Consider the following 16,205-nt stretch of genomic DNA (forward strand, 5'->3'; position numbering starts at 1 on the left):
ACGGCTTCAATCCCACTTTAGCCGAGGAATGCATGAACGCTGCCGTAACGTCGACCCCGAAACTGACCCTGTTGGCCATCGCCGCCAGCCTGACCCTGGCCGCTTGCGGCGGCAGCGATAATACGCCGGCGGAACCGGCCAAACCGGTGGCGCAGACGGGCGTGTTCCTCGACGGTGCGGTGGAAGGTCTCGATTACGTGGCTGGCAGCGCGGTCAAGGCCAGCACCAACGCCAAGGGCGAGTTCATGTGCAACCCGGGCGATACTGTGGCCTTCAGCGTGGGCGGCCTGGCCCTGGGTTCGGCGCCATGCGGTGCCGTCGTCACGCCGCTGGCGCTGGCCGCCAGCACGAATGTGGCGGACGACAAGGTCGTCAACCGCCTGCTGGCGCTGCAATTGCTTGACGACGACAGCGATCCGTCGAACGGCATCAAGCTGACGGCCGAAGTGAAGGCGGCGCTGGCCGGCAAGACGCTGGACTTTGCAGGTGCGCCGGCCGTCTTCAACACGGCGCTGGCCGCGCATTTGGCGGCGGTAGGCGGGAAATTCGCCAGCCGCACGGTCGATGCCGAGCGCCGCGCCCTCGTGCGCGAGCATTTCGAAGATACCCTCGCTTCCAAGGCGGGCGCGCCCGTCAATGAAGCGCTGACGCAGGCCAATCCGGTGGGCGAAGTGAAAGTCACCGTGACGCGCTACCAGATCCAGGCGGCGGACAAATACTATGTGCCGTACGAAGGCGCGAATGCCAAGATCAAGGGCGAATTCCCGAACGGCTTTTTGCCGTCGTACGGTTCGGGCCTGGCCTACAAGGGCAAGAATGCAGCCGGCGACCTGGAATTCTATGGCTTGACGGACCGTGGCCCGAACGGCGATGGCCCGCTGGTGCCCGATCCTTCGGGCAAGGGTACGATCGGCAGCAAGATCTTCCCGTCACCGAGCTTTACGCCTTCGTTCGGCGTCATCACGGTGGGCAAGAACGGCGCCGTGCTGGCATCGAGCACGCCGATCAAGGTGTCGGCCAGCGTGAACAGCTCGGGCTTGCCCGTGCCCGTGGGCGCGGTGGGCAATTCGGCCGAGATTCCCGTCATGGATGCGATGAAGTTCGATGCCGCCGGCAAGGCCGTCTTCAACGCGGGCGGCCTCGATTCGGAAGCCATCGTCGTCGATGCGAAGCGCAATGCGCTGTGGGTCTCGGACGAATACGGCCCCTTCATCATCAAGATCGATGCCGCCACAGGCGTCATCCAGGCCAAGTACGAGCCGGGCAAGGGCTTGCCGGCGCTGTTCGCCAAGCGCCGCGCGAACCGCGGCATGGAAGGCATGACGCTCGACACGAGCAACGACAAGCTGTACGCCTTCCTGCAAAGCCCTCTGTCCGACGGCACGGCACCATACACGGTGACGAAGAAGAATGAACAGGTCGAGCGCTTCGCCCGCTTCACGCGCTGGATCGAATTCGACCCGACGACGGGCAGCAGCGGCAAGATGTTCGCCTACCCCTTGAATGCGGCCGACTACCAGGATGGCCGCACGGGCAACGCCAAGCTGGGCGACATGGTGGCGCTGGGCGGCGGCAAGTTCCTCGTCATCGAGCAGGGCGCCGCGCCGTCGGGCAAGGTCTTCAACAAGCTGATGCTGGTCGAACTGAAGGGCGCCACGGACATTGCGGCCGCCGCTTTCAATGCGACGACCTCGGACCTGGAAAAAAGCAGCATGGGCGGCGCGGCCGTCAATGGCGCCGACTGGGCGGCTGTCACGCCGCTGAAGAAAACCCTGCTGCTGGACTTGAACGCCATCGGCTGGGCGGCGGAAAAGGCCGAAGGCCTGACCCTGATCGACGATTCCACCATCGCGCTGGCCAATGACAATGACTTCGGCCTGAAAACCAAGATCTTTGATGCGAATGGCGTGGAAGTGGCGGACGCCGACGTGACCAAGTGCACGGTTGACGCCAGCGGCGTCATCGTCACCAGCAGCGCGGCCGGCTGCAACGCCGCCAATACCATCCGCGTGGCGCGCGGCGACGACCGCGAGCGTCCAAGCCGTTTGTGGATCGTGAAGTTTGCCAAGGCGCTTAATACGTATTGATGTGATGTGCAGTGTCGGATTACGCGGCGCTGCGCGCCGCTAATCCGACCTACATGACAAAAAGCCGCGCGGTGCTGGATGCACCCTGCGGCTTTTTATTGTGGAAATCGAGGGTAGGTCGGATTAGGCCGAAGGCCGTAATCCGACACTCCCCCGTTACTTCTTGGTATAGGTATTCAACCAGTCCAGCACCGTGTGATGCCACAGCAGCGAATTGGCCGGCTTCAGTACCCAGTGGTTTTCGTCCGGGAAGACCAGCAGCTTGCTCGGGATGCCACGGCGCTGCAGCGCCGTGAAGGTGCCCAGGCCTTGCGCGGTAGGGATGCGGAAATCCAGGTCGCCCTGCACCACCAGCATCGGCGTCTTCCAGTTCTTCACGAAGTTGACGGGATTGAACTGTTCGTGCTTGGCCGGCGCGTCGTAGTACGGGCCGCCGTTTTCCCACTCGGTGAACCACAGTTCTTCCGTCGCGTAAGCCATGCCGCGGTTGTCGAACACGCCGTCGTGGTTGACCAGGCATTTGAAGCCGTCCGGCCAGTTACCGGCGATCCAGTTCATCATGTAGCCGCCGTACGACGCGCCCAGCGCGCAGCTGCGCTCGCGGTCCAGCCACGGGAACTTTTTGGTGGCCGCTTCCAGGCCCTTTTGCAAGTCAACCAGCGGCTTGCCGCCCCAGTCGCCGCTGATGGAATCCGTGAACTTCTGGCCATAGCCGGTGGAACCGTGGAAGTCGATGAAGACGGTGGCGTAGCCGGCGCCCGCATACACTTGCGGATTCCAGCGGTAGCTCCAGCTGTTGCCAAAGCTGCCTTGCGGGCCGCCGTGGACTAAAAAGGCGATCGGATACTTTTCACCGGCCTTGGCATTCCATGGTTTCATCACGTGGCCATACACGGTTTCGCCATTCGCGCCAGCGAACGAGAACTGTTCATATTCGCCGAAACGTACGTCCGCCAGCGCTTGCGCGTTCTGCTTCGTCAGTTGGAGCATCGGTGCCGTTTCTGACTTCGCGTCGAGTTTGCGCGTGTACAACTGCGCGCCCGAGGCCAGGTTGGCTTGCGCCAGCACGATGGTATTGCCGCGCACGTCGAAGTCGCCCACTGCGCCCTTGCCCGTCAGGGCAGCGACCTTGCCGCTGGCCGCGTCGATGTGGAACAGACGGTGCTGGCCCACGTCATCGGCGGCGACGAGGAAGGCCTTGCCATCCGGCGTCCAGCGGAAGTCGGCCACAGAACGGTCCCAGTCATCGGCCAGGGTGCGCTTCTTGCCCGTGGCGACATCCATCAGCACCAGATGAAAACGGTCCGCTTCGAAGCCCGGCTTGGTCATGGCGACATAGGCCAGCGTGCGGCCATCGGGCGAATACGTGGCTTTCGCGTCCCAGGCCGGATTGTCGGCCGTGAGATTGCGCGGCGCCTGCCCGCCGGCGGCAGGAATCGTATAGACGTCGAAGTTGGTCGACCACGCTTCCGTGCGGCCGGCCACGCGCACGGAGAATGCCACCGTCTTGCCGTCCGGGCTGAAGTGGTATTCGCTGTTGTCGCCGAATGGCTTCGATGGCGCGTCGCCATCGAGGGTGCCGCTCAGGCTCACGGGTGCGGCGCTGACCTTGCCGCTGGCGTCGATCGGTGCCGAGTACAGCGCGTTGCGGCGGCCATCGGCCCAGGTATCCCAGTGGCGCACGAACATCTGCTCGTAGAGCATGCCGCTGGCCTTGTTTTTCGCTTTTTCATCGAGGCGCTTTTTCGTGCAGGCGAGGTCCGCGCAATCGAGGAAGACGCCCATGCTGAAGGCCACGCGGTCGCCCTGCGGCGACAGGCGGTAGGTGTCGACGTCCAGCGCCAGGTCGGTGACCCTGGCCGCTTCGCCGCCGGTCAGGGGCAGCTGCCACACTTGCGAGGAGCCGGAGCGGCCGGACAGGAAGTAGATGGCGTCGCCGTTCGGCGACCATTGCGGGTCGCTGGCGCTGGCATCGCCGCGCGTGAGCTGGCGTGGCGCCGCGTTTGGTGCGCGCAGGTCGATCATCCACAGCTGCGTGTTGCCGCGGTTTTTGTCCAGGTTGGTGGTGCGCACCGTGTAGACGACGCGCGTGGCGTCCGGCGACAGCACGGGGCTGCCTACGCGTTCCATGGCGACCATGTCTTCCACGGTGAAACCGCGCGGCGCGGCCAATGCCGGCACGGCGGCAGTGGTGGCCATGGCGGCACTGAATGCTCCCAAAAGCAGCAGACGTAAACTCATTCAAACTCCCGATTCTGATGACGACGTTATTGATATGGTATTGACGTGGCCGGCTGTACCGCCGGCAGCCCGACATCATAGCAATAAAGACGCGCCCGCTGCGGTAGTTGACCGCCGGTTAGCCGGCTGGCAGTGCCAGTTGGTCGAGTGCCACGTGGCCCAGGAAGCCGCCCTGGCTGGTGGCCGGCAAGCCGTCTTCGATGGCGTGGGCAAAGCGGATGCCGGAGTCTTGTTCCAGCGCGGCCAGCACGCGTGCCACGTGCGGATAATCGGCCAGGCTGGCCAGTTGCAGCGGTTCGGCCCAGCGCGCCGTGGCGGCCAGGTAGGCGTCGGCGATGCTCGGTGCTGTCTCCGAAGCGAGCCAGGCGCGGCTAGCGAGCAGGCGCTCCAGGTGCGCCAGGCTTTTGTTGACCTTCTCGATGGCCATCTCGCGCCAGATAGCCGCGCGCGCATCGTCCGGCGCCGCACGCGACGCCTGGAAGGCGGGCATGAAGGCGGCGTGAAACGTCGTGTGCAGAAAGGACAGTACGCTGTTCAGGCGGTCGTAGGCGGGCGTGCCCTGCGCAAAACCGAGGCCTTTGTGCGGTGCGCGGGCGGCCAGGTGCAGCAGGATCGCCATGCTTTCCAGCAACGGCGCGCCCGCGTGCGTGAGCAGGGCCGGCGTCTGGCTCAGCGGATTGATGGCGAGAAAGGCGGGATGCTGCTTGCTGGCCGGGTCGCGTGCTTCCACGCGAGCCAGGCGATACGGCAAGCCGCTCCATTCGAGGGCGGCGATGGCGGCAAACGAGCAGCCGAACGGCACGCTATAGATCAGGGTGGTTTCCATGCTGGAGCTCCAATTGGATGAGGGAAGGGCAGTCTAAGGGTAACGGTTACTATTTGGAAGAAGGCAGAATAATGTGGTATAGGTACATTTTTTATACCAGGTGGGAAGCGAACCATGAAAGACAATGTCTCCGGCTGCGCCGTGGAAGAAGCCATGCGACTGCTGGGCGGGCGCTGGAGAGTGGTGTTGCTCAGCTATCTGATGGCGGGGCCGAAGCGTTTCAGCGAAATCCGCCGCGCCGTGCCGAATATCTCGCAGCGTATGCTGACTCTGGATTTGCGCGCGCTGGAAGAGGCGGGCTTGCTGACGCGCACGATTTACGCGGAAGTGCCCGTCAAGGTCGAGTACCAACTGACGCACGAGGGCCTGCGCCTGCGCGAGCTGGTCGAGATGCTGCGCGCCATTGGCTTGCGCCTGCGTGGGCAGGCGGATGCGGGCGGCGCCTTTCTTGCGTCCGACGCTGGATAAATGTCTCTAGAGAAACAGCTGTTTTTATGCAAAGTGCTAGACTGCCGGCCTTAGCTCACTACTCTCGATACCCATGCGCCTGACTTCCCTTGCCCTCACCGCCGCCGCCCTGTTTGCCGCCTTGCCGGCCCATGCCGCTACCATGCCGACACTCGAACAAATCCACGCCGCCGTGCAGGCGGGCGTGGCCAGGACACAAGCCAGGACGCAGTCAGCCATGCCGTTCGCTGTCAAGGTCACCAGCCTGCAGGGTTGCCAGGATTCGCTGGAAGTGCCAGGCGAAGTGGTGTGCCTGGTGGCCATGAGCGCCGGCATGCGCGACGGTTTTAATGTATTGCCCCTGCGTAAAGAGGGCGATACCTGGGTCGGCGTCGAACGCAAGAACGCCAGGTTCGCGGGACCGTCGCCGGCCGAGGCGCAAGCGATGATACGCGCCTGGGCCAAGGACGAAGTGGCGCGCAATCCGGACGCGGCCAAGGACGTGCAGATGCAGGAAGCGCAGAGCACCATGCAGGTCAAGGCCGTCAACGAGTGCGACGTCAAGCGCAAGACGGGCTACCTCGTGTGCGACACGGAATTGAGCGTGCCGAGCCGTCCTGAAGGCATCAAGACGGAACTGACCTTCATGCTGGAAAACGCCGGCTGGCGCTACGTGCCGCGCTAGGCCGCCGCCCGCCGCTCTCGCATCAGCCTGATACTTCTCCCTGCATAGCGCCAGCGCCTTTTCGGCACGTCTGGCGCTGGCGCACACCTTTCCTTTCCTGCACAGCATGCCCATGTGGCGGCCCATGAGGCCGCCGGCAGACATGCGCCTCCATCCTCGGCAGGATGCATACAATTCCACAAAACCAATATGGATTAATTGATATATTTATTGATTAATCATTTATCGCCAATGTAAATGGTAGAATTGGTGATTATTGCTGTATTTGTTGCGATTTTGCCATATAAACTAATTTATTTGGTTTAATCATTATTTTCGGCGTATGATATTGATAATGGGCAAGTAAATGCCGCGATTTGAATGGGTGGAGAACCGTCGTGCTGAAAAAAATAACGAGTAGCGAACTCATGCTGGGAATGTATGTCGAGCGCCTCGGCCGCTCCTGGCTGGAGAACCCGTTCTGGAAGCGTTCCTTTTTGCTCGAATCGCCGGCTGACCTGGAGCGTATCCTGGCGGCCCGCCTGAATGAAGTGTGGATCGACACGGCGCGCGGGCTGGCGCCGCCTGAACCTGTTGCCGTTGCCGCGCCGCCCGCTTCCGTTCCTGCAGCCGCAGCAGCCGGCACGGAAGCTGCAGTGCCGGCCGTCTCCGTCCCCGTCGCGCATGTGGCGCCTGCCCTGTCGCGCGAGGCGGAAATGGCGCACGCCCGGCGCCTGATCGAGCGCACGCGCCAGGCCGTGCAGACGATGTTTGACGAAGCGCGCATGGGCAAGGCTTTGGCCGTGGGACAGGCCTACGAGCTGGTCGACGACATCGCCTCGTCGGTGCTGCGCGGCGGCGGCGTGCTGCTGGGCCTGGCACGCCTGAAAACGGCCGACAACTATACGTATATGCACTCGGTGGCCGTGTGTGCGCTGATGACGGCGCTGGCCAGGGAGCTGGAGCTGGCGCCGGAGCAGGTGCGCTCGGCCGGCCTGGCGGGCTTGCTGCACGACATAGGCAAGATGGCCGTGCCGTCGGCCATCCTGAACAAGCCTGGCAGCCTGAGCGACGCGGAATTTTCCTCCGTGCGTGCCCATCCGGCCGCCGGCCACCGCATGCTGCTCGAGGTGGACGATATCGATCCGGTGGCGCTGGACGTGTGTCTGCACCACCATGAAAAACTCGACGGCAGCGGTTATCCCAAGGGCTTGTGCGGCGAGGAAATCAGCCTGTATGCGCGCATGGGCGCCATCTGCGACGTGTACGATGCGATCACCTCGAACCGTCCATACAAGCAGGGCTGGTGCCCGGCCGAGTCGCTGCGCCGCATGGCGGCCTGGCGCGGCGGGCATCTGGACGCGACACTGTTTGCCGCCTTCGTCAAATGCCTGGGCATTTATCCGTTGGGCACCCTGGTGCGGCTGCAATCGGAGCGCCTGGCCGTGGTGGTGGGGCAGGCGGCGGGCAAGACGCTGACCTCGCCCACGGTCCGCGTATTTTTTTCCATCCGCGCCGGCACTTGTATCGCACCCTGCGTCATCGACCTGGCGGCGCCGGGTTGCCAGGAGCGCATTGTTTCCACGGAAAGCGCGGCTCAGTGGGGCTTGCTGGACGTCGACCGTTACTGGGTCGGCGAACCTGCGGTGGCATAGCGGTAGCTACGGCGGGAATAAAGTATATTTTATTAATAATAAAATATTAAAATAATGGTGCCAGTGCCGCGTCCGTTTTCCTGTCTGGCGACCGTTCCTTGTCCGCACACCCGCCACCATACGGGCTACCACTGAGGATGTGACCATGCGAATCAATCTTCCCGTCAACGATACCGAGATCAACCTGAGCGATACCGAGACCATCGTCTCGACTACCGACTTGCAAGGCAATATCACGTATGCGAACCCGTATTTCATCGCCGTCAGCGGTTACAGTGCGGAAGAATTGATCGGTGCGCCGCAAAACATCCTCCGGCATCCGGACATGCCGGTCGAAGCGTTCGCCGATTTCTGGGCCACCATCCGCTCGGGACGCTCGTGGAGCGGCATGGTGAAGAACCGCTGCAAGGATGGCGATTACTACTGGGTGCTGGCAAACGTGACGCCGGTGGTGGAAGACGGCGTGGCTGTCGGCTACATGTCCGTGCGCACCAAGCCCACGCGCCAGCAGGTGGCGCAGGCGTCCGCCCTGTACGCGCGCATCAAGGCGGGGCAGGCCGATGGCATTGCCCTCAGCCAGGGCGCTGCCGTGCGCACGGGCTGGCTGGCCAGGCTGGCGAGCATGCGCGACCTGCCGCTGGGCAAACGCATCGGCTGGAATTTGGGCTTGCTGAGCCTGATATTGCTGCTGCAACTGGCGTGGAATGCGGGCGTGCTGCCGGCCAGCGCGGGCGGCTGGCTGGCGGGCCTGTCCGTGCTGGCCTTGTGCGCGACCCTGTATTTCTGGCACAGCTTGCACCGCGCCGTGCTGCAACCGCTGCAGCGGGCGCGCCAGGCGTGCGACGTGATGGCGGGCGGCGACCTGACGGGCGAGCTCGATACCACGCGGCGCGACGAGATGGGGCAGCTGCTGCGCTCGCTGCGCCAGCTGCGTGTGAACTTGCACTCCATCGTCGGCGATGTGCGCGGCAATTTCCTGCGCATCAGCATGGCCAGCCAGGAAATCGCCGCCGGCAATATGGATTTGTCGGGCCGCACGGAAGCGCAGGCATCGGCCCTGGAGCAGACGGCATCGAGCATGGAGCAACTGGCGGCCACGGTGCAACAAAACAGCGGCAACGCCGTGCAAGCGAGCGACATGGCGGGCAAGGTGCATGGCCTGGCGGGGCGCGGCGGCGAAATCGTCGGCCAGATGGTGACGATGATGGCGGACATTAACGCCTCGTCAAAGAAGATCGGCGACATTACGGGCATCATCGAAGGCATTGCCTTCCAGACCAATATCCTCGCCCTGAACGCGGCAGTGGAAGCGGCGCGCGCGGGCGACCAGGGGCGTGGTTTTGCCGTCGTGGCGGGCGAGGTGCGCAACCTGGCCCAGCGCAGCGCGTCGGCCGCCACGGAAATCAAACAATTGATCACGGCATCGCTGGTGCAGGTGCAGGCGGGTGCGAAGCTGGCGCAACAGGCGGGTGCCAGCAGCGCCGAAATGCTGGGCGCCGTGCAGGGCGTGCACGGCATCATGGCGGAGATCGCCTCGGCCTCGCGTGAACAGAGCCATGGCATCGGCCAGGTCAACATGGCCGTCACGCAGATGGATGAAGTGACGCAACAGAACGCGGCGCTGGTGGAGGAATCGGCGGCCGCCTCCGCTTCGCTGCAAGACCAGGCCTTGCAGCTGGAGCAAGCCATGTCCTTGTTCAAGCTGGAACGGCGGCGCGGCGGCGGCCAGGCAGGTGCTGCCACGCCCTTGCGCGCGCCCGAGCGGCGCGCTACAGCAGGCGCTCTGACAGCGCCTTGAAGTCCACTTGCGGTACGAGAAAGGCAAACGGCCTGGATACGGGCGGCAGTTGCCTCAGCATGCCGCAGTCGGCGTGCCAGGCTGTCATTGCTTGCACTTGATCCACATCAACGGGCAAGTCGATTTCACCGAAGACCAGCTTGCCGTTGCGCGGCACGTGCGCGATGGCCGCATCCTGGCAAGCGAGGAAGGCGACGGCAGCGTGCCAGTTGCCAAACAGCGTTTGCCAGTCGGCATCAAGATCATGCTCCGCTGTGATGTTCGCCTGCACATCGAGCGCTGGGGCGCTGCCAGTGCCGGATGCAATGCTGCAGTGCGCCTGCGTGGCGCCAACTTCCAGCGTCATGCCGGCGGCCAGGTGCGTCGGCAAGATATCGCTGAACAGCCGCGTGCCCAGCGCATGGGGCAAGCTATCCATGATGTTTTTCAGAAAATACACGCAGGGCACGGCGGGCGCGCCCGGAGGCGTGTGGTCCAGATATAAACGCCAGTTGCTTTGCAAGGGCGAGGGCAGCAGCCGGCGCAAGGGAGCGGGCAGGGCAGGGCCGAAATGCCCGTGGCGGTAGGTCAGCACGGTAAACGGCGTCCTGCCGTCGCGCTGCCACAAGGCCACACCTGGCGGCAATAATTTCTGCGCGGCAGCGGCGTCGACCAGCCAGCTCACGTACACGACGTCGCGCACGTCGCTGTGCAGGGTCAGGAAGGGCAGGCGCGACATGACAGCCTGGCGCACATTGGCGAAACGCGTGCAATTGGCGAGCGCGGCAAACAGGCGCCCCGGCCAGCCCGCGCGCGGGTGACGATAAGTGTTGTCTTGCAATTGGGAAGTCTTTCGAGTGCGGTGATGCAGGCGGACGACGCCGCCTGCCGGAGACGCTACGTCTTATTGCATGTGCCAGCCGTGGCTGACAACGATGGATTGTCCGCTCAGGGCCGTCGATGGGAACGCCGCCAGGAAGACGGCCGTTTGCGCCACGTCTTGCGTGGTGGTGAATTCGCCGTCAATCGTGTCTTTCAGCATCACTTTCTTGATCACGTCCTCTTCGCTGATGTTCAGCTGGGCTGCCTGTTCGGGGATTTGCTTGTCGACCAGTGGCGTGCGCACGAAGCCGGGGCAGATGACGTTGGCGCGGATGCCGTCCTTCGCGCCTTCCTTGGCCACCACCTTGGCCAGGCCCAGCAAACCGTGCTTGGCGGCCACGTAGGCGCTCTTGAACGGCGAGCCTTCGTGCGAGTGCACGGAACCCATGTAGATGATGGCGCCGCCGCGGCCGGCCTTGATCATTTCGCGCATGCAGGCGCGCGTGGTGAGGAAGGCGCCGTCCAGGTGAATGGCCAGCATCTTTTTCCACTGATCGAACGGGTAGTCGACGACGGGACTGATGATCTGGATGCCGGCGTTGCTGATCAGGATATCGATGCCGCCGAAATGGGCCGCGGCATCGGCCACGCCCTTGTCGACTTGTTCTTCGCTGGAGACATCCATGGCGACGGCAAACGCCTGGCCGCCCGATTGCTTGATTTCCTCGGCCGTCTTGCTGGCCGCTTCCAGGGCCAGGTCGGCGATGACGACCTTGGCGCCTTGTTTTGCGTATTCAATGGCCATTTCCTTGCCGATACCACTGGCGGCGCCGGTAATCAGTGCGACTTTGTCTTTGAGTTGCATATTAATCCTTTGCATTGCGGGTTGGAGTGATCGTGGGAAGTCAGACTATGCCAGTATAGCCAGAAAACGCGTCAGGCATGACCCGCGCACGCCTGCAAACTGGCTTGCTTCTCCTGTAATTGCTGCAGGCGCCAGGCGCCGGGATTGGTGCCCGCCCAGACGCGGAACGCGTGGTTGAACGCGCTTTGTTCCTGGTAACCGAGCAGGAAGGCGATGTCGACCAGCGACAGATCCGGCTCGCGCAAATAATCGCGCGCCAGGCGGTAGCGGGCCTGATCCAGCAGGGCCTGGAAATTGGTGCCCGCGTCGGCCAGCTTGCGCTGCAGGGTGCGCGGCGTGACGGCCAAGGTGGCGGCAATGGTGGCCAGCCGCGCCGAACCCTGGCGCAAGCCTGCCACGATGGCGGCGTGCACGTGCGCCTCGATACCGGCGCCGTTCCCCGCTGCGGCCTGGCGCTGCGCCAGCAGTTGTTCCGCATGCTGGCACAGCACCGGATACAGGCTGACGTCCGCGTTTGGCACGGGCCAGTCCAGCAATTGCGCGTCGAAGGTGGCCGTGTTGCTGCTGGCGCCAAAGGCGGGCAGGCTGCCCAGCACGCGCACGTATTCGTCGCGGTGCGTGGCGTGGCGCAGCAGGTCGCCGCCGCCATCATGGGTAAACGCCAGCCGGGCCGGCGGCAGCGGCATGCCCGCCAGCCAGTCGCCGCACACTTTGACACCGGCAAAGACGCTGTCGACCAGGTGCCGGCTGGCGCCCGGGAAATTGCTGGCCCAGCGGTAATGCGCGATGGCGCCGTCGCGCTGCAGCGTCGAGCGGCCCAGGTCATGCGCCAGCCGTTCGTAGCGGGCCGTCTGTTCCAGCGCCTGGCCCACATTCTTGCAACTGAGCAAAATCAAGCCGTAGGCGCTGTACGTGCCCATGCGTACGCGCTGGCCCACGTGCAGGCCGAAATGCGCGTCGCCCGCCAGCTTTGCTGCCGCATCAAGCAGGCGCACGTAGTCGCGCGCGGCCAGGCTGGCCGCTGACGCTGCCAGGCTGTGCGGCGGCACGCCGGCCGCTTGCGCCAGGGTGGCTGCTGCGATGCCGTGCGCGCCGGCCGCTTCGAGCAGCGGCTGCAGATAGGCGCCGGCGACACGGCCGTCAGTACTTGTCATGATGGAACAATGCGATTGTCATGAAAAACCAATACCCTTGGCCTGTGGCGGCATATGCTGTTGATAAGGCAAGGACAGTATAGCAAGCCGCCGTGGCGCGCAACTGGACCAATAAGAGGGGATGTCGATGCAACGCTGGAATGGCTGGGGGGACGAGAGCGTCACATACGCGCTGAGCGCGGAGGCGCTGGCATTCCTGGGCGAGCGCCTGGGGCCGGGCAGCGGCATGCTCGATGCCACATTGGACGAGGCCTGCGCGCAAGTGCCCGCTTCGCGCCTGGCGCCGCATCCGCTGATCGATACCCTGCCTGCCACGCGCGTGCGCCATGCGCTCGGTCAAAGCCTGCCCGACTGGTTCAAATTGCGCCACGGCCGCATCGGTGTTGTTCCCGATGGGGTGGCGTTTCCCGACAGCGCGCTGCAGGTGCGCCAGCTGCTCGACTACGCGCGCCAGGCCTGCGTGGCCGTGATACCGCACGGTGGCGGCACCAGCGTGGCCGGGCACCTGACGGTGGCGGCGGGGTCGCGCCCCGTGCTGGCGCTGAGCCTCGTGCGTCTGTGCGCGCTGGGCCACCTGGACCGAGAAGCGCAGCTGGCCACGTTTGGCGCGGGCGTCTACGGCCCCGACCTGGAAGCGCAACTGCGCACACACGGCTATACCCTGGGCCATTATCCGCAATCGTTCGAATACTCCACCCTGGGCGGCTGGATCGCCACGCGCTCGTCGGGCCAGCAATCGCTGCGCTATGGCCGCATCGAGCAGCTGTTCGCGGGCGGCGAGGTGGAAACGCCGTCCGGCACCCTGACGATTCCCACGTTTCCCGCTTCGGCGGCCGGCATCGACCTGCGCGAAATGGTGCTCGGTTCCGAGGGGCGGCTGGGCATCCTGACGCAGGCCACGGTGCGCATCTCGCCGTTGCCGCCCTACGAAGCGTTCCACGCCGTGTTTTTCGCTGATTGGGGCCAGGCACAGGTGGCCGTGCGGGCGCTGGCCCAGTCACGCCTGCCCCTGTGCATGCTGCGCCTGTCGAACGCGCTGGAAACGCAAACCATGCTGACCCTGGCCGGTCACAAGAAACTGGTGGGACTGCTGGAGCGCTACCTGTCCCTGCGCGGCTGCGCGCAAGGCAAGTGCATGCTGATGCTGGGCGTCAGCGGAGACGTTAAACCGGCACGCGCGGCCCTGCGCGGCGCCCTGGCGCTGGCGCGGCGGCACAAGGGCGTGCACGTGGGACGCCACATGGGCGACAAGTGGAAGCAGGGGCGCTTTCGCAACGTCTACCTGCGTAACGGCGCCTGGGAACACGGCTATGTCATCGACACGGTGGAAACGGCCGTCGACTGGCCCCGCGTCACGCCCATGATGGCGGCGCTGGAGCAGGCGGGCACCAATGCGCTGGCCGCGCACGGCGAGCAGGTGCACGCCTACACGCATCTGTCGCACGTGTATGCGCAGGGCGCCAGCGTCTACACCACGTATGTGTACCGGCTGGCGCCCACGTATGAAGACAACATGGCGCGCTGGCGTACCTTGAAAGACGCGGCCTGCGCCGCCATCGTGGCCAACGGCGGCACCATCAGCCACCAGCATGGCGTGGGCACGGACCACGCGCCGTGGCTGGTCGCCGAAAAGGGCGAGCTGGGCATCGCGGCCATGCGCGCACTGTTCCGCCAGGTCGACCCGCAGGGCATGATGAACCCCGGCAAACTGCTGCCTGACGTCGGAGACCCATCGTGAACAGGGCGGATCTGCCTGGCGTCCTGGCGCGCGAGTGGGATATCTTGATCGTCGGCGGCGGCATCACGGGCGCCGGCATCTTGCTGGAAGCAGCGCGGCGCGGCTTGAAGGCGCTGCTGGTGGAGCAGCGCGATTTCGCCTGGGGCACGTCGAGCCGCTCCTCGAAGCTGGTGCACGGCGGCTTGCGCTACCTCAAGCAGGGCCAGTTCGCGCTGACGCGCGAATCGGTGCATGAGCGGCAAGCCTTGCTGGCGGATGCGGCGGGGCTGGTCGAGCCGCAGGGCTTTGCCTTTGGCGACTACGTCGGCAGGAAGCCGGGGCGGCGCCAGTTCATGCTGGGCCTGGCCATCTATGACGTGATGGCGGGCCGGCGCGCGCGCCGCTATGTCGACGCGGCGGACTTTGCCATGCTGGCGCCGCACGTCCAGCGCGAAGGGCTGCGCGGCGGCATGCTGTACCAGGACGCCAAGACGGACGATGCGCGCCTGGTGCTGCGCGTGCTGCAGGAAGCGCGCCGGCATGGCGGTGTGGCCGTCAATTACCTGGGCGTGGCATCGCTGATCCGTGAAGATGGCAAGGTCGTGGGCGCCATGCTCAAGGATGCGGTGGATGACACGGCGCCTGCCGTGCGCGCGCGCCTGGTGATCAGCGCCACGGGCGCCTGGGCCGACGGCTTGCGCGGCCAGATGGGAGAGCCGCCGAAACTGCGGCCCCTGCGCGGCAGCCATCTGTTGCTGCCTGCCTGGCGCCTGCCGCTGGCGCAAGCCGTCAGCCTGATGCATCCGCAGGATGGCCGTCCCGTGTTTGCGTATCCGTGGGAGGGCGTGACTCTGGTGGGCACCACCGATGTCGACCACGGCGCCAGCCTGGACCTGGAGCCTGCCATCACGCGCGGCGAACTCGATTATCTGATGACGGCGCTGCGCTGGCAGTTTCCGCAGCTGGCGCTGGGCGAAGACGATGTGCTGGCCACGTTTGCCGGCGTGCGCCCCGTCATCGACAGCGGCCAGCTTGACCCGTCGAAGGAAGCGCGCGAACATGCGCTATGGCTGGAAAATGGCTTGTTGACGGTGGCGGGCGGCAAGCTGACGACGTTCCGCGTGATCGCCCTCGACGCGCTGCGCCGGGCCGCGCCGCTGTTGCCGGGCTGGCAGGCGGATCTGCGCCCCTTGCCGATCTTTGACGCAACACCGCCCCTGTCGGGCAAGGCCTTGCTGCTCGACGGCGAACAGCGCGCGCGCCTGCTGGGCCGTCATGGCGCGGCCGCGCAGGCCCTGTGCGATGCGGCGCAGGAGGGCGAACTGGCGCCGATTCCCGGCACGCAGACCCTGTGGGTGCAGCTGCGCTGGGGCGCGCGCAACGAGGACGTGCGGCACCTGGACGACCTGCTGCTGCGGCGCACGCGCCTCGGTTTGCAGCTGGCCGGCGGCGCGCTTGCTATCATGCCGCGCCTGCGCGCCATCTGTCAGCATGAACTGGGCTGGGACGATGCGCGCTGGGACGACGAGCAAGCACGCTACCTGGCCCTGTGGCGCAGCCATTACAGCGTGCCGCAAGGCGAATGAAACAACGATAAAAACAACGATAAAAATATAAAAGAGGAGAGCATCATCGACACCACCCTGTTTGGCCAGCCCCTGGCGCTGGGCGACGCCCGTATCACCTATGACAGCCTGTCGCCGCTGGACCTGCGCCAGAGCGTGGAGGTTCTCGTCGACGACCTTGGCGAAGACCTGCTGCAAATTACGTGCGCGAATGGCGACATCGTCGACGTGGGCTGGTATCCGGCCTGGAATGAACAGGGACGCTTGCGCGTGGTGGCCGTGCGCGGGCAGGACTGGGAAGCGCCCGTCTTCAGCGCGCAGCCGGAAAAAGATCCGCAGGCGCTGCTGGCCGCGCTGCGCGCTGCGCTGGCCAGCGTGGCATAAG

At 64.9% G+C, this 16,205-nt stretch carries 13 protein-coding genes; 8 read left to right on the plus strand and 5 right to left on the minus strand.

The genetic code is table 11. From position 1 onward, the window contains the following. Positions 1 to 32 precede the first annotated feature (32 nt). Positions 33 to 2,087 (plus strand): esterase-like activity of phytase family protein, encoded by a 2,055-nt coding sequence (locus ACP7EG_RS19950; RefSeq protein WP_426089005.1) that lies wholly within the window; start codon positions 33 to 35, stop codon positions 2,085 to 2,087. Positions 2,088 to 2,243: 156 nt separating this feature from the next. Here the strand turns inward: ACP7EG_RS19950 and ACP7EG_RS19955 are convergent, their stop codons facing one another. After that, positions 2,244 to 4,328: a prolyl oligopeptidase family serine peptidase gene (locus tag ACP7EG_RS19955; RefSeq protein ID WP_426089006.1), complete on the minus strand. Its 2,085-nt coding sequence runs from the start codon at positions 4,326 to 4,328 to the stop codon at positions 2,244 to 2,246. A gap of 118 nt (positions 4,329 to 4,446) precedes the next feature. Beyond that, positions 4,447 to 5,154 carry a glutathione S-transferase family protein gene (locus tag ACP7EG_RS19960; RefSeq protein ID WP_426089007.1) on the minus strand — a complete coding sequence of 236 codons (708 nt, stop codon included), beginning with the start codon at positions 5,152 to 5,154 and terminating at the stop codon, positions 4,447 to 4,449. A gap of 114 nt (positions 5,155 to 5,268) precedes the next feature. Here ACP7EG_RS19960 and ACP7EG_RS19965 point away from each other — a divergent pair, with 114 nt between their 5' ends. The 4 genes from ACP7EG_RS19965 to ACP7EG_RS19980 all read left to right on the plus strand — a co-directional run bounded on the left by ACP7EG_RS19965 (position 5,269) and on the right by ACP7EG_RS19980 (position 9,718). Further along, complete coding sequence (locus ACP7EG_RS19965; RefSeq protein ID WP_141172463.1) at positions 5,269 to 5,622, plus strand: winged helix-turn-helix transcriptional regulator; 354 nt, start codon at positions 5,269 to 5,271, stop codon at positions 5,620 to 5,622. 73 nt (positions 5,623 to 5,695) lie between these two features. After that, positions 5,696 to 6,286 carry a hypothetical protein gene (locus ACP7EG_RS19970; RefSeq protein ID WP_426089008.1) on the plus strand — a complete coding sequence of 197 codons (591 nt, stop codon included), beginning with the start codon at positions 5,696 to 5,698 and terminating at the stop codon, positions 6,284 to 6,286. 377 nt (positions 6,287 to 6,663) lie between these two features. Further along, positions 6,664 to 7,920, plus strand: a complete 1,257-nt coding sequence (locus ACP7EG_RS19975; RefSeq protein ID WP_426089009.1) for an HD-GYP domain-containing protein — start codon at positions 6,664 to 6,666, stop codon at positions 7,918 to 7,920. A gap of 145 nt (positions 7,921 to 8,065) precedes the next feature. Continuing rightward, complete coding sequence (locus ACP7EG_RS19980; RefSeq protein WP_426089010.1) at positions 8,066 to 9,718, plus strand: methyl-accepting chemotaxis protein; 1,653 nt, start codon at positions 8,066 to 8,068, stop codon at positions 9,716 to 9,718. Here ACP7EG_RS19980 and ACP7EG_RS19985 read toward each other — a convergent pair. From ACP7EG_RS19985 to ACP7EG_RS19995, 3 genes are all read right to left on the minus strand, one after another. Continuing rightward, on the minus strand, positions 9,690 to 10,538 hold the full coding sequence (locus tag ACP7EG_RS19985) for a DUF2071 domain-containing protein (RefSeq protein WP_426089011.1): 849 nt from the start codon (positions 10,536 to 10,538) through the stop codon (positions 9,690 to 9,692). The two genes, ACP7EG_RS19980 and ACP7EG_RS19985, sit on opposite strands and share 29 nt — an antisense overlap. A gap of 63 nt (positions 10,539 to 10,601) precedes the next feature. After that, positions 10,602 to 11,384, minus strand: a complete 783-nt coding sequence (locus ACP7EG_RS19990; protein WP_071078281.1) for a 3-hydroxybutyrate dehydrogenase — start codon at positions 11,382 to 11,384, stop codon at positions 10,602 to 10,604. A 71-nt stretch (positions 11,385 to 11,455) separates the two neighbouring features. Then, entirely contained in the window at positions 11,456 to 12,538 is a 1,083-nt protein-coding gene (locus tag ACP7EG_RS19995) for an AraC family transcriptional regulator ligand-binding domain-containing protein (protein WP_426089012.1), read from the minus strand. Positions 12,539 to 12,665: 127 nt separating this feature from the next. On the opposite strand from ACP7EG_RS19995, the gene ACP7EG_RS20000 reads away from it, so the two are divergent. From ACP7EG_RS20000 to ACP7EG_RS20010, 3 genes are all read left to right on the plus strand, one after another. After that, the gene (locus ACP7EG_RS20000; RefSeq protein WP_426089013.1) at positions 12,666 to 14,276 is read left to right on the plus strand and encodes an FAD-binding oxidoreductase; all 1,611 of its coding nucleotides are present in this window, start codon (positions 12,666 to 12,668) and stop codon (positions 14,274 to 14,276) included. Beyond that, a complete protein-coding gene (locus ACP7EG_RS20005; protein ID WP_426089014.1) occupies positions 14,273 to 15,841 on the plus strand; it encodes a glycerol-3-phosphate dehydrogenase/oxidase in 1,569 nt (522 codons plus the stop codon). The genes ACP7EG_RS20000 and ACP7EG_RS20005 overlap by 4 nt, the downstream gene beginning before the upstream one ends. 135 nt (positions 15,842 to 15,976) lie before the next feature. Further along, positions 15,977 to 16,204, plus strand: coding sequence for a hypothetical protein (locus tag ACP7EG_RS20010; RefSeq protein ID WP_071078277.1), 228 nt, complete (start codon positions 15,977 to 15,979; stop codon positions 16,202 to 16,204). Position 16,205 lies beyond the last annotated feature (1 nt).

Source organism: Janthinobacterium sp. PSPC1-1 (genome assembly GCF_049897625.1).
GTDB lineage: Bacteria > Pseudomonadota > Gammaproteobacteria > Burkholderiales > Burkholderiaceae_D > Janthinobacterium > Janthinobacterium tructae.